Genomic DNA, 13,851 nt, shown 5'->3' with positions numbered 1-13,851 from the left:
GAAAGTGTTTACCAATAGAGAAACAGCTAAGAACAGGAAATGTGTGATGCCAGCTTCATTTAAACAACAAACCGTTTTACTTGTCGGGGCCGGCGCCGTCGGCGCTACCATTGCCGCCTGGCTTGCCCCCAAGCTTAAAAACTTTTATGTGTTAGATCAGGGGGAAACCCTTAAAGCTATAGAAGAAAAAGGGGTCAGTTCCTATTTACAGCACCATAAGCAAGCAACAGAAAATACCCCGGTGAAAACGGTGGCCAGCCTTAAAGAGTGCCCTAAACCGGATATTATCTTGTTGTGCGTAAAAAATTACAGTTTAGACGGTTTGTCCCAGGCGATACTGGATGTTTATGGTGAGCAGGCCCTGAAAGATATCGTGGTGGTGGGGCTGCAAAACGGTGTTGAAAATCAGCAAATATTGCCAAAATACTTTCCTAAACTGGTCTACGGTATTATCAGTTTTAATGCCTGGCTTGATGAACCCGGAGTGGTTGGTTATCAGGCCAAGGGACCTTTTATTTTCGGCACCCCGGATAATAGCCTGCAAACGGAAGTTGAGCTGGTCACCTCGGTATTTAATTTAGGAGTCGAGGCCATTGCCAGCCGGCATTTTCAGGATGCGGCGCTGTCAAAAATGATCATCAACCTGACCAATTCCTTTACTACTTTGATGGGCTTGGGGTACCGGGAAATCGATCACCCGTCTTTGTTCCAGAAAATTCTCAGCCAGCTGACTTATGAGGGGGTAAAAATTGTTAAAGCTTCCGGCCATAAAGAATGTAAGGTCGGGGATATTCCCAGCTGGTTTATTATCAGCGCCAGCGCCAAGTTGCCGCAGTTTTTAACGCGTAAGGTGTTTAATAAAAACGTCAAGAAGATGGTGGTCAGCTCTATGGCCCAGGATATCATTCAAAATGGCCGCAGCGATAATGAGCTTGACGGCATCAACGGGTACCTGCTTGAGCTGGCGGATAAGTTTAATGTCGAGGCGCCCTATAACAAGGCGATATACCGACTTTGCCGGCAGGCATTCAGCCAGGAGAAGTTTGAGCCTATCAGCGTCGAGGAAGTTTGGCAGCAAATGGCGTTAAATCGCTAACGGCTAAGCCGTTTGACAATAAATTTATTGCTAAAACAGGTGACAATAAACCTCTTGTCACCTGTGGGTAACAAAGATCATCAGGATAAAAAAGCCGATAATAATGGCATTGAACGAGATAATGTAAGCAAATCCCCTCAGGCCGTCTTTGACGGTGTAACCCTTTTCGGTCAGATACCACCACCAGATACCGCACATCAGAATAGGCAATAAAATGAAAAACTTTATCATAAAGTTAAATAGTTACTTATTATATTCCAATATCATAGGCGAAAATATCGGCCGATGCTATCGGTGAAATTAGATATTTCACAGTATTTGCTCTTCTTTGCTTTGGCGGAGGGGTAAACCTTTCCCCGGCGGACGGTGAATGCTCTATTTTAACTGTCTTGATACAGATCAAATCTCTTGCTTTTTAAAACTGGTATAAAACACTGCGGTAAATTGTATCAGAAAATAAACGTATGACTTTGGTGAGTAATAAGAGCACATTAACAGCTTCTCATTTGGCACAAAAAAACTTGTTATCCTGTGCGCCCGACACCCCTTTGTGTCTGGCGGCACAAATGATCCGAACCCATAAAACCAGCTCTATTTTGATAGAGGAGGACGGTAAAACGATCGGCATCTGGACTGAAGCCGACTGCGCTAAATTATCCTTTGAGCAACAAGATTATTTTGACAGCCCGATCAAGCAGTTTATGAGTGCGCCGGTGCTGACCATAAAGGCCGATACCCCGTTGCAAAAGATCATTATGACCTTTTACCGGAATCGGGTACGTCATTTGCTGGTAGTGGATGAAAATGAGCAGGCGATAGGCATAGTGAATCAAACGGATGTAATTAAAAAGCAGGGAATCGAGCATTATCTGCAGCTAAGAAAAATAAAAGATAACTACAACTCCAGAATACCTGTGATCAGCGGCAAGCTGCCGGTGAGTAAAATCGCCGAAGCCATGGCGGAATATAAGAGTTCCTCGGCGCTGGTTAAAGATGAACAAAGCGGCGAGTACGGCATTATCACCGAGCGGGATTTGCTGACCATTCTGGCGGAAAAGCACCGGGACCGCGATGCCTGGTTTTATGCCGCTTATCCGCTGGTGACCATACATGATGAAGATACCCTGCATCAGGCCTATATCACCATCAAGCAAAACAATATCCGCCACCTGGTGGTGACCAACAGTTTAAGTGAAATCGTCGGTATTTTGTCTTTGCAGCATATCTTATCGGATATTGAAATTGCCTATGTGCAAAAACTGGAAACCATTTTAACCGAGCGCGATGATGCCCTGCGGGAGTCGAAAAAAAGCCTTTATTTTGCTGAAAAAATTATCGAAGCCTCCCTCGACAGCATTATGGTGACCGATGCCAATGGTTTGATCTTATCGGTGAACTCGGCCTTTACCAAGCTCACCGGTTATAGCGAAGCCGAAGCCATAGGGCAACCGGCGAGCCTGCTCAGCTCCGGGCGCCATGATCAAACTTTTTACCGGGAAATGTGGGGAGCGATTGCACAAAACCGCATGTGGCAGGGGGAGATCTGGAATAAAAAGAAAAACGGCGATATTTATCCGGAATGGCTGACCATAGTGCAGATAGATCAGGACGATGAAAGCGAGCATTTGTTTGCCGCCATTTTCAGCGATATTACCGACCGTAAGGTCAGTGAAAATAAAATTCACGCGCTGGCGTTTTTTGACGATCTTACCGGTTTGCCCAACCGGCGCTTATTTAACGACAGGTTTGAAATTGCCTTGTCCACCGCCCACAGAAACGGGCAGCAGGCGGCGGTGCTGTTCCTGGATTTAGATCGCTTTAAGCAGATCAACGACAGCCTGGGGCATAAAGTCGGCGATGAACTGTTAAAAGCGGTATCGAACCGTCTTAATGCCAGCCTTAAAGAAGGGGATACCGTTTCCCGTTTCGGGGGTGATGAATTTGTCTTGTTATTAACGGAAATGGATTGCGTCAAAGACGTGGTTTCCGTGGTGGAGCGCATCAGTAAGGTGTTGAGCCAGCCTTATGAGCTGGAGTCGAAAAAACTGCATGTAACCCCGTCAATCGGCGTGGCCATTTATCCCGAGGACGGTCAGGATACGGATACCTTGCTTAAACATGCGGATATTGCCATGTATAAGGCCAAGGACAGCGGCAGAAACTCATACCAGCTTTATACCGCAGAAATGAATGTAGTGGCGATGGACCGTTTGCTGACGCAAAATTATTTACGCAGTGCGTTGCAGCAGGATGAACTTGAGCTGTTTTACCAGTTGCAGTTTGACAGCATCAGCGGCCAGGTGGTGGGTATTGAAGCCTTACTGCGCTGGAACCACCCTGAATTGGGCTATGTCTCCCCCGCCTATTTTATCCCGATGGCGGAGGAAATCGGCATTATCGTTGATATCGACCGCTGGGTATTGCGCCAGGCCTGCAAACAAAGAAAGCTTTGGCAACAGCAGGGGCTGGAAGATGTCCGGGTAGCGGTGAATATTTCCGCCTTGCATTTTCGCCATGACCTGATCAAGTCGATTGAACTGGCGTTAAAAGAAACCGGTTTAGATCCCAGGTTATTAACCCTGGAAGTTACCGAAGGCTGCCTGATTGAAAATATCGAACAGGCCAGTAAAACCCTGACCCGGGCCAATGAACTGGGCATTAAAAACTCTATTGATGATTTCGGTACCGGTTTCTCCGCCCTGAGCTATTTGACTCAGTTGCCGTTTGATACCTTAAAGATTGATGCCGGTTTTATCCGTAAGTTGCCTTTTGATCAGCAGGAATGTCAGATAGTGGCCACCATTATTGCTATGGCACAAGGGTTGAATCTCGGTATTGTCGCAGAAGGGGTGGAAACCCGGGAGCAGGTGGACTTTCTCACCAAAAAAGGCTGCTCGGTGATGCAGGGCTATTTATATTGCAAACCCGCCAATGCCGACAGCATCAGTGCACAGCTGCTTGAACTTTACGGGAAAAACAGTGCTAATATCGCCGGAGAAAATATTGGTGTTGAAAACCTGGCTGAAATCTAAAACCTGATTTTTATTTCCTTTGCCGGAAGGATAAATGACCGGCAAAGGAAAGCCTGTTTACCTTTATGAGTTGTTGCCGTTTTGTGCCTGGTTCTTTTCGATCAGCACCGTTAGCGGTTTACGGATGGAATATAAGAACAGCAAGCTGGGAATGACCATAAAGGCGGTAAGTACAAAGAATAAGGACCAGTTGCCGTCTAGCCAGTCGACAATAATACCGGAATAAGAGCCGAGCATAACCCGGCCAAAGGTGCCCAGGGAGGCCATCAGCGCATATTGGCTGGCGGTAAAGCTATGGTTGCACAATACCGATAACAGGGCGACAAAAGCCACCGAACCCCAGGCGGAGGTAAAGCCGTCGACAAATACGGTAAAGGCAAACAGTGCTTTATCCGGGCCGACAATTGCCATCACGGAAAACAGCAAGTTGCTGGCAGCCATTGCCGTGCCGCCGATAAACAAGCCCTTTAAAATACCGTAGCGTATGGTAAAGACACTGCCGATCAGCGAAAAAATAATGGTGACCGACCAGTTGATCATTTTCGAATAATAGGCAATATCGCTGTTGGAAAAACCTACTTCCCGGTAAAACACTATCGACATGCGTCCCAGGTAAGCTTCTCCCAGTTTAAATAAAAAAATAAAGAGTAAAATGGCTATCGATAACCGGGCGCCGTTGCGGTCGAAAAATTCCTGGATAGGGGCAACTAAGGTGGTCAGTAACCAGGCGGTCAGACGGTGGGTACGGTTAGGCGTCGAAACAAGCCCTGTGCCCGTTGCGTTATTCATTAGCTGGCTGTTGACCACCTTATTTAAGCGGGTCAGCTGCTGGCTGAAAAGCAGCAGCAGTAGCAGGATAAAGACACTGATCAGCCAAAAGCGGTAACCGCTGTCGATAACCCCCTGCGGCCAGCCGGGATAACCTATATTGGCATAAATGATAGCGGCAAAAATGGCCGGTAAAATAAGCAGGATAGCCAGCGGTTGCCGGCCCTGGGTAGGCAGGACTTGCAGGTAATTTTTTTCTATTTTGGCTTGTACCGCCTCGCGGTTGCTTTTCGGTTCACGCACCACCATGGCGGTGATCATTAAAATAGCCATGATCACCGCCAGTACCAGGTATACCTGCGACCATTGCCAGTCTGGCTGATCCACCAGGATAAAGGGGATACTGCCTAAACCGGCAAAGCCGGTCCACCATCCGGAGGTGGCCATGGCGGAGCCGGCCGCCATGTAATTTGTGTCTTTATCCTGCAACAAGTCGATACGATAGGCGTCGATGGCAATATCCTGGGTAGCGCCGCAAATGGCGATGATTAAGCCAAAAAAGGCCATCAGGCTGAGCTGGTTGACGACATCTAGCTGGCTTAATTGCAGTGTGGCCAACATGATCAGCAGCTGGGTGGCTAAGATCCAGCTACGCCTTTGCCCTATAAACCGGGTTAATAAAGGTACTTTGAGGCGGTCTACCAGGGGCGACCAAAGAAAGTTAATGCTGTAAGCGACAAAGATTAAACCGAATAAGCCGATACTGGAACGGCTTAAACCGGCATCTGTTAACCAGCCGCTCATGGCAGAGCCTGTCATCACCCAGGGAAAACCGCTGGCAATACCAAAGCAAAAGATGCTGAGTAACCTGCGATCTTTAAAGTAGGACAGGGTTTGTCGTAAGCTGTGGGGTGAAGACATAAATAGCGGGTACCTGAAAAAGTCTGGAGACAGGATGAATAATGAAGGCTAGGTTATCAAAGACTTGCGTTTATAGCCAGGGAAGGTGGCGGTTGCAGGGAATTAGTCTGTCAGTAATTGTTTTGAGCTGGGTTTTTAGGGGAGGTTCTCAGTTATGGGGGCGATAACTGACTTATTACAGAAGACTTAAAAGACAGGTTCAGGGAATAGGGCGCCAGCCGATGCAATCTATCGGGTAGCTGCCGGTGCCGGCGAAAAAGTCCAGACAGGTGTTGATTTCGCTTTTCAGGTATAAGTCGTGACTCAGCGACTGGGCACCGTGTAAACTGATTTCATGGACAATATGCCAGAACACCCGTTCCTGGGCATTACCCGGGGTTTCTTCGGTGACATTGAGCAAGGTCCATTCATCCATAACATCGACAATAAATTTATCCAGTTCGGTATAATGTATGCCCTGCTCCAGAACCGCCTTGACATAGGCGCTGATTTGCGTTGTTTTTTCGTTGATAAACTGCTCGATTATCATTCGTGATCCCCAAAATGCTATTGGCTTATTTAATTCCTTTTAGAAACGAATGTGGAAGAATTTCCATCGTTTGGTGATAAGCGCCGATGTGAAGTTTTATTATATAGATTCAGTATTAGTTATTAACGATAAAGCGGGGCTTGTCAAAAGCAATACTAGTGTTTTTTGTCAACAAATTGTAAAAAAGAGTATATAAGTTTGATCGGTATCAATAAATTTTTCTTTTTCTCCGCTGTTTTATTGATGCCGATCTTTGACAAGCTTTGTCTTTTCTGCTTCTGCTTTAATGAAAAAGCTTATTGTGCCGGCAGCAGAGTCGCTTTTTTCAGGATCACGGGTTTTACCGGAACATCCGACCAGGCCATTTCTGAGTTATAGTCGGTTTCTACCTGGGCCATGGCCTCAAGGACTTCTTCGCCTTCGACGATAGCGCCAAAAACTGCATAACCCCAGCGTTTTCCTGGATCCAGGGATTTATTGTCGGCGACATTGAAAAAGAACTGGCGGTTGGCGGTATGGGGGCGATTTTCCTTGGCCATGGCAATGGTACCGGCTTCGTTCTTCAAACCGTTGCCTGATTCATTGACTATGCTTTCATTGACTTTTTTCTCGATGAACAGGGGATCGTAACCGCCGCCCTGAACGATAAAGTCTGCCATGATACGGTGGAAGATAGTATTGTTATATTCCCCTGTGACCACATAGGTGAGAAAGTTATCGACGGTGAGCGGTGCTTTTACCCGGTCAAGTTCGACGATAATAACCCCCATAGAGGTTTCCAGTTTCACCCTGGGATAGATGTTGTTGGGATCTATCGCGGCGTTTTTGGCCTGGCTGAAAAAGCTGAGGCAGAGTAAAAATAACGTCAGAAGTTTTATGCTAACTGCTTTCATAGTGCTTTACCTGATAAATTGCTGAATTTCGGTATTGTCAATAACCTGGGCCAACAGCAAAGCCAGTTGCTGGTTAAAATCCCGCTCCAATACCGCAATATCTGCTTTTAACGGTCCGTGGCTGCTGCCGCGGTTGCGAAAAGTATTGGTGAGGGTGCTGATGCCGTTGTCAATTTTCACCGTCAGTACGATTTCACTTTTGACCTGGTATTGCATCAGTTGCTGGTCGACCTTGATTAAGGCCTGGTCGATAGAAATTTCGATGGCATTGGTGCCGACCGGGCCCATGGCCATACCCTGTTTGTTTAATTGTGCCGTTAAGCTTTGCGCCACTATGTCTTTAAGGGGGGCCTGCGAAGAAAACAGCTGCGCCGCTTTTTCCGGGCGTGAAATCTGTACTATGTGGTTGCCGGTGCGCATGTCAAGAACCTGGAGTTGCGCCTGCTTATTGGCATACTTGCCTGAGTTTGCCGCCATGACCTCGGGGGCGACAATCAAGTGACTCGGGGTCTGGCTGCAGCCGCCGAGCAGCAACAGGACAGGGATGGCCAGCATAGCGCCGAGCTGCACCCGGGCTTGTTTTAAGGAAGTTAGATTTTTTAGTTTCATTTTTTTATCGCTGAAATAGTGACGAATTTTTCATTGGTGGCAATCAGTTTATGGTTGCCGAAAATACGTTGTAATTTAACATGATAACCTAATTGTCTGTTACCGATAATACGCAATTCCCCGCCTTTTTTTAATACCCTGAAACTGTCATTGAACATTTGCCAGGCAATATGATCTGTGGTGGCGGTTTGTTGATGAAAAGGCGGGTTACAAAGAATGACATCGGCGCTGCCCCCCTCAAAGCCGGTCAGACAGTCATTGACATGAAAAATGCAGTTATCCATGACCTGGGGTAAGTTGTTTTCAATATTTTCACGGGCAGAAGCAATGGCCATATGAGATTCATCGACAAACTGCACTTTAGCTTGCTCCTGGGCGGCGAGCACCGTTAAGCCGATAACGCCGTTACCGCAGCCTAAATCGATTACCCGGCTGCCGGCGGGAATTTCGGGCAAGTTCTGGATAAAATAGCGGGCGCCTAAATCTAATTTCTCCCTGGCATAGACATTGGCATGGTTACTCAGGGAAAAACGGGTATTTTCCAGCGGCCAAACAGTTGGAAAGGGGGAGTTATATCGGGCAGGGTTGTCCAGCTCGGCAAAGACCAGCCGGGCTTTTTTCACCGCCAGTGAGGTTTTGGTCGTCCCCAGGTATTTCTCAAACTGCTTTAATGTTGAAGTGTGTATTTCCTTGGCACGGTCGGCGGCGATAAAAATGACGTTGTCGCTATATTTTTGTTTTATTTTTAATAGCTGGTCACTGAGTAAGGACTTACTTTTTGGGTTCTTGTATAAGATAACATCGATATCGTCCGGCAAGGGATCTAAACTGGTCAGTTGGCTGCGGTTATCATCACTGAGATAGTTTTGCTCCAGATTATGCTTGATGCCGCAGATACTCAAAAAAGAATCGTTGACGGTAAAGAGCTGGCTTTCGGTAAAGTTTACCGTTAATGCGCCAAATAAATCATTAAAGATTAACACCCTGGTGCCGGGTTTGATCAGCTGGTGCTGGGCAATATGGTTGACCAGGTACTCGTCGGCGGCATCCCAGGCCTGTAAACTGCGGTTGACCTGTGCCAGGGGATAGCGGTCAAGGTGGAGGTTTTTGTCATTGATAATAAAAGGACTGAGCATGGTGTTAATAACTTTTATTTGGGCCTGTCCCGGGTGTAGCCCGGAGGTAAAATATGGAGAATAGGCCGTTATTGTGACAAAATTCCGTTAATGTCGCCAGTTTTATGCTATGCCCGCGTAGTAAGGAATGATTATTAACATCACCGCCCCCAATGCCGATTTGCAATATTTTCCGGCTTTTATCCCTATGGCCAGGAGCCGGCTGTTATATGATGAGTTAGCGCAGCAACTGGACTGGTCCCAGGACAGTATTGTGCTCTATGGTAAACCCGTGTTGATCCCCAGGCTGCAGGCCTGGTATGGCGATGATGGCCTTGATTATACCTATTCAGGGCTCACTTTAGCGGCGAAATCCTGGTTGCCGGTATTGATACAGCTAAAACAAATGGTGGAAGCAAAAACCGGGGAGCAGTTTAATGCCGTGCTGGCAAACCTTTATCGTGACGGCAATGATACCGTTGGCTGGCACAGCGATGATGAACCTGAATTGGGGGAAAATCCGGTGATCGCTTCTTTGTCATTCGGCGGGGAAAGAAACTTTAACTTAAAGCATAAAATTTCTGGTGAAAAGCTGACGGTACCTTTAAAATCAGGCAGCTTGCTGACCATGGCCGGGCAAACCCAGCGCTTTTGGCAGCACTGTCTGCCCCGGACAAAAAAGGCAAAATTGCCGCGGATTAACCTGACGTTTCGGCAAATAAAAAGCTAAAAATATTTTTTCAGGTTTAGCAAAACCTTATGATTTTTTCATTCAATCGGCCATCTTGTTTGATGGCATATTCAATCTAACAAACTAGAGTTAATGATGATAAGCCAGTTACCGGGCTAATATCATCAGGGAAATAACATGACAATTGAAGCCATAATCGAAGAAAAGTTACTCACGGCATTCTCTCCCGTGCATTTGGATGTGATTAATGAAAGTCACCAGCACAACGTGCCCCCGGGCAGCGAGTCGCATTTTAAAGTGATCATAGTCTCAGAAAAATTTGAAGGGGAGCGTTTGATCAACCGTCACCGGGCCATCAACACCTTGCTGGCCACCGAGTTGGCGGAGCATATCCATGCCCTGGCTTTACATACCTATACCGAAAAAGAATGGCAGAATTACTACGCAGAGAATACGCCGTTATCGCCTAAGTGTCTGGGAGGCGGGAAAAAGCAGTCGATATAAAAGCAAAAGGTGTTAAATTTTATAAGTGAAAAGCGACTTCGACCGAAGTCGCTTTTTAGTTTCTGTTGTAACTGTTGAGGGTTTTGGCAAACCTTGACCTGTAGCCCTTGACTGGTCTGTTTATTTTTACGGTACATAAAATATGCAGCTATTTAGCCTGGGGCTCAGCAAATTCAACTGTTTTTAAAGGTAAGGTTTCCAATTTTTGTCAAATTCTGTTATTTGTTTACCCCATTAAAAAGAATAACAATTTTTTGGAAACAGGTATGTTGGTTAACGGGTTCAAAAACGCCGTCGCCGTCATTGACACTTTTACCGAGTTAACCGGCAAAATAATTGCTTGGTTAACCCTGGTCATGGTGTTGATGACCTTTATCATTGTCTTATTGCGTTACGGCTTTAACCTTGGCTGGGTGGCCATGCAGGAGTCAGTGCTTTATTTTCACGGCATCGTTTTTATGCTCGGGGCTGCCTATACCTTAAAAGCCGATGGCCATGTACGGGTAGATATTTTTTACCAGAGATTCTCGGCTAACACTAAGGCGCTGGTGAATTTGCTGGGTGGCATTTTTCTGTTATTACCCGTGGTGCTGTTTATTTTCTATATTAGTCTGGATTACGTGGTTATTTCCTGGCAAATCATGGAAAAATCTTCCGAAGCCGGTGGCCTGCCACTGGTTTATCTCAATAAATCCCTGCTGTTGCTACTGCCGGTGACCTTGTTATTACAAGGTCTGGCAGAAATTATGCGTAACCTGGTGTTTTTACTTGCAGGTAATAGTGCAGATAACAGTAAAGCGGGAGAGAGCTAGTCATGGAATATGCAGCCATTTTGATGTTCGTGGTCGTATGCCTGGTATTATTGCTGGGTTACCCGGTCGCTTTTTCTCTGGCAGGTACCGCACTCTTGTTTGCCGGGGTTGGTATGGCCCTGGATGTATTCGACCCTGCTTTTTTAACAGCTTTACCCAGCCGACTCTACGGGGTAGTGAATAATCAGACTTTACTGGCGGTGCCCTTGTTTGTTTTTATGGGGGCTATGCTTGAGCGCTCGAAAATAGCAGAAAACCTGCTTAACGCCATGTCCCTGCTTTTTGGCCGTTTTCATGGCGGCTTGGGGATTTCGGTTATTCTGGTCGGGGCCTTACTGGCAGCAAGTACAGGTATTGTCGGAGCGACAGTTGTGACTATGGGGCTTTTGTCCTTACCAACTATGCTTAAACGCGGTTATAGTCCGGCTTTTTCCTCCGGAATTATTTGTGCTACTGGCACCCTTGGCCAGATCATTCCTCCTTCTATAGCCTTGGTCTTACTCGGTGATGTGTTATCCAATGCCTACCAAAAAGCCCAGCTGGATATGGGCATATTTAGTCCGGAAACCGTCTCCGTGGGAGACTTGTTTGCTGGTGCGGTAGTGCCGGGGCTTATCTTGGTGGGTTTTTATATTCTATATTGCTTGGTACTTGCCGTGGTCAAACCCGATATTATGCCGCGTCTGGAAGCCGAAGACATAGAAAAGCTCACCCGGGATCAGTCTGTTCCTGCGTTGATGTTGTCAGCTTTATTGCCGCCGCTGTTATTGATGGTAGCGGTATTGGGCTCAATTTTACTCGGCTTTGCAACTCCTACCGAAGCCGCAGGTGTCGGGGCCATGGGCGCAACCTTATTGGCTTTGGCCCAGAAGAAGCTGACCAGAGAGAATTTAAAAGCTGTGATGCAAAGCACTACCAAGATCACCGCCATGGTGTTTATGATCCTCATAGGTGCCAGCTTGTTTTCCCTGGTATTTCGCGGTTTTGGCGGAGAAGAACTGGTACACGGCTTTTTTCAGCAGATGCCCGGAGGGGTTGTCGGCGCTACCTTGATTGTGATGCTGGTGATCTTTTTATTAGGTTTTATCCTCGACTTTATCGAGATCACTTTTGTGGTGGTGCCTATTGTTGCCCCGGTTTTATTGGCCATGGGGCTTGATCCTATCTGGTTGGGCATTATGATAGCCATTAACCTGCAAACCTCCTTTTTGACGCCGCCGTTTGGTTTTGCGTTATTTTATCTACGCGGGGTTGCAGCTAAATCGGTGCGCACGGCAGATATTTACCGCGGTGTGATCCCTTTTATCGCGATGCAGTTGGTATTGCTGATCGCCCTGGCGGTTTGGCCGGAATTAGTCACCTGGTTGCCTGAGTTGATGTACAAATAATACCAAACGTAATAAAGAAGTGACCAAAATTCAATGAGGATAAAGATTCAAGTTCAAGGCGCGTGATTGCGTAATAGCAAGCTATTGCGATTGAGCGCAACGAAGACCTTGGATATTTAGACCGTTGAAGGTGGTTAATTCATTATTTTGTTTGGTATAACAACATCCGGGCAAAAACAATGGAAATAAGAATGATAAACAAAATGAATAAATGGATCTCTGTCAGCCTGCTGGCGATCTCAAGTTTAGCGTTAACTGCTTGCGGCGATAAGCAAAGTGGTGGTCAAAACACGCAAAGCGCTGAAGTGAAAACCTATAAATGGAAAATGGTGACCTCTTGGCCAAAAAACTTCCCGGGGCTGGGTATGGCGCCGGAAAAATTTGCCGGTTACGTTGATGAAATGAGCGGCGGCCGGTTAAAGGTTCAGGTATATGGCGCCGGTGAGCTGGTGCCGGGATTCCAGGTATTTGATGCCGTTTCCGGCGGCACCGCGCAAATGGGCCACAGCGGCTCTTATTACTGGAAAGGGAAAATACCTTCCTCGCCGTTATTCGGCGCCATTCCTTTTGGTATGACCGCGACAGAGTTAAATGCCTGGTTGCATTATGGCGGCGGTTTGGAGTTATGGCAGGAGATGTATAAACCTTTTGGCATTATCCCGATGGCGGGGGGCAACTCGGGGGCGCAGTTTGCCGGCTGGTTTAAAAAAGAAATTAACTCGATGGACGACCTTAAAGGTTTGAAAATGCGTATCCCGGGACTTGCCGGTGAAGTATTGCAGCGTGCCGGTGCGGTACCGGTTACCTTAACCGGCGGGGAGATTTTCTCTTCCTTGCAAAGTGGTGCCATCGATGCGTCGGAATGGGTAGGACCTTATAACGACCTGGCATTTGGCTTTTACCAGGCGGCAGAATATTATTATTCTTCTATCTGGCACGAGCCGGGCACAGGGCTGGAGTTTTTGATCAATGAAAAAGCCTTTAATGAATTACCCAGGGATTTACAAAAAATTGTTGAAGTGGCGGCCCGGGCGGTAAATGAATCGACCCTGGATGAATACAATGCCCGCAACAATGAAGCTTTGCACCAGTTACAGGAAAAGCACAAGGTGAAACTACGTACCTTGCCTGAGCCGGTATTGGCAGAATTAAAACGTATCACAGCCGAGGTGATGGCAGAGCAGGCAAGTAAAGATGCCGGATTTGCCAAGGTTTGGGAGTCTTACAGCGAGTTTATGGCATCCATCCGTGAATATCATGATTTAACGCTTAAGGAATATTATTTAAACCGCTAAGGTATTTTCTTAGTCAGAAAATGACTGCTCGTACCTCTTGATGCAGCAAGGAAGAGTAAACTAGCGGCCATTATTACTTATCCATAAATAACATGAGTGCTGCTTTTGAGAAGATAATAGTAGTTTTTCTCCACAGCACTCATGTTTAAACAGACATTGCCGCCTCACTATGGTGGCAGTAAAACAATTATATCGAAA

The 13,851-nt window shown here is 46.7% G+C and carries 13 protein-coding genes; 7 read left to right on the top strand and 6 right to left on the bottom strand.

The features are described 5' to 3' along the window. Positions 1 to 46 precede the first annotated feature (46 nt). On the top strand, positions 47 to 1,096 hold the full coding sequence (locus tag SG35_RS23220; protein ID WP_044830490.1) for a ketopantoate reductase family protein: 1,050 nt from the start codon (positions 47 to 49) through the stop codon (positions 1,094 to 1,096). A gap of 57 nt (positions 1,097 to 1,153) precedes the next feature. Here the strand turns inward: SG35_RS23220 and SG35_RS23215 are convergent, their stop codons facing one another. Continuing rightward, positions 1,154 to 1,327: a hypothetical protein gene (locus SG35_RS23215; protein WP_169749402.1), complete on the bottom strand. Its 174-nt coding sequence runs from the start codon at positions 1,325 to 1,327 to the stop codon at positions 1,154 to 1,156. 233 nt (positions 1,328 to 1,560) lie between these two features. Here SG35_RS23215 and SG35_RS23210 point away from each other — a divergent pair, with 233 nt between their 5' ends. Further along, entirely contained in the window at positions 1,561 to 4,128 is a 2,568-nt protein-coding gene (locus SG35_RS23210; RefSeq protein ID WP_084692421.1) for an EAL domain-containing protein, read from the top strand. Positions 4,129 to 4,191: 63 nt separating this feature from the next. Here SG35_RS23210 and SG35_RS23205 read toward each other — a convergent pair whose 3' ends face one another. The 5 genes from SG35_RS23205 to SG35_RS23185 all read right to left on the bottom strand — a co-directional run bounded on the left by SG35_RS23205 (position 4,192) and on the right by SG35_RS23185 (position 8,984). Further along, entirely contained in the window at positions 4,192 to 5,817 is a 1,626-nt protein-coding gene (locus tag SG35_RS23205) for an AmpG family muropeptide MFS transporter (RefSeq protein ID WP_044830489.1), read from the bottom strand. A gap of 199 nt (positions 5,818 to 6,016) precedes the next feature. Beyond that, positions 6,017 to 6,346 (bottom strand): hypothetical protein, encoded by a 330-nt coding sequence (locus SG35_RS23200; protein WP_044830488.1) that lies wholly within the window; start codon positions 6,344 to 6,346, stop codon positions 6,017 to 6,019. A gap of 296 nt (positions 6,347 to 6,642) precedes the next feature. Next, the gene (locus SG35_RS23195) at positions 6,643 to 7,239 is read right to left on the bottom strand and encodes a peptidylprolyl isomerase (protein ID WP_044830487.1); all 597 of its coding nucleotides are present in this window, start codon (positions 7,237 to 7,239) and stop codon (positions 6,643 to 6,645) included. 6 nt (positions 7,240 to 7,245) lie between these two features. Then, entirely contained in the window at positions 7,246 to 7,848 is a 603-nt protein-coding gene (locus tag SG35_RS23190) for a YajG family lipoprotein (protein WP_053042732.1), read from the bottom strand. Beyond that, on the bottom strand, positions 7,845 to 8,984 hold the full coding sequence (locus SG35_RS23185) for a methyltransferase (RefSeq protein ID WP_044830486.1): 1,140 nt from the start codon (positions 8,982 to 8,984) through the stop codon (positions 7,845 to 7,847). The genes SG35_RS23190 and SG35_RS23185 overlap by 4 nt, the downstream gene beginning before the upstream one ends. A 127-nt stretch (positions 8,985 to 9,111) precedes the next feature. On the opposite strand from SG35_RS23185, the gene SG35_RS23180 reads away from it, so the two are divergent. The 5 genes from SG35_RS23180 to SG35_RS23160 all read left to right on the top strand — a co-directional run bounded on the left by SG35_RS23180 (position 9,112) and on the right by SG35_RS23160 (position 13,653). Continuing rightward, complete coding sequence (locus SG35_RS23180; RefSeq protein ID WP_044830485.1) at positions 9,112 to 9,693, top strand: alpha-ketoglutarate-dependent dioxygenase AlkB family protein; 582 nt, start codon at positions 9,112 to 9,114, stop codon at positions 9,691 to 9,693. A 138-nt stretch (positions 9,694 to 9,831) separates the two neighbouring features. Next, positions 9,832 to 10,158 carry a transcriptional regulator BolA gene (bolA, locus tag SG35_RS23175; protein WP_044830484.1) on the top strand — a complete coding sequence of 109 codons (327 nt, stop codon included), beginning with the start codon at positions 9,832 to 9,834 and terminating at the stop codon, positions 10,156 to 10,158. Between the two features lie 266 nt (positions 10,159 to 10,424). Then, the gene (locus SG35_RS23170; RefSeq protein WP_053042744.1) at positions 10,425 to 10,970 is read left to right on the top strand and encodes a TRAP transporter small permease subunit; all 546 of its coding nucleotides are present in this window, start codon (positions 10,425 to 10,427) and stop codon (positions 10,968 to 10,970) included. A 2-nt stretch (positions 10,971 to 10,972) separates the two neighbouring features. After that, entirely contained in the window at positions 10,973 to 12,358 is a 1,386-nt protein-coding gene (locus tag SG35_RS23165) for a TRAP transporter large permease (protein WP_044830483.1), read from the top strand. A 191-nt stretch (positions 12,359 to 12,549) separates the two neighbouring features. Continuing rightward, positions 12,550 to 13,653, top strand: coding sequence for a TRAP transporter substrate-binding protein (locus tag SG35_RS23160; RefSeq protein WP_236702496.1), 1,104 nt, complete (start codon positions 12,550 to 12,552; stop codon positions 13,651 to 13,653). The last annotated feature ends 198 nt before the right edge of the window (positions 13,654 to 13,851 follow it).

It is taken from the genome of Thalassomonas actiniarum (assembly GCF_000948975.2).
Lineage (GTDB): Bacteria > Pseudomonadota > Gammaproteobacteria > Enterobacterales > Alteromonadaceae > Thalassomonas > Thalassomonas actiniarum.
The sequence above is the reverse complement of the archived record's forward strand: the minus strand, read 5'-3'. Positions and strand labels throughout refer to the sequence as shown.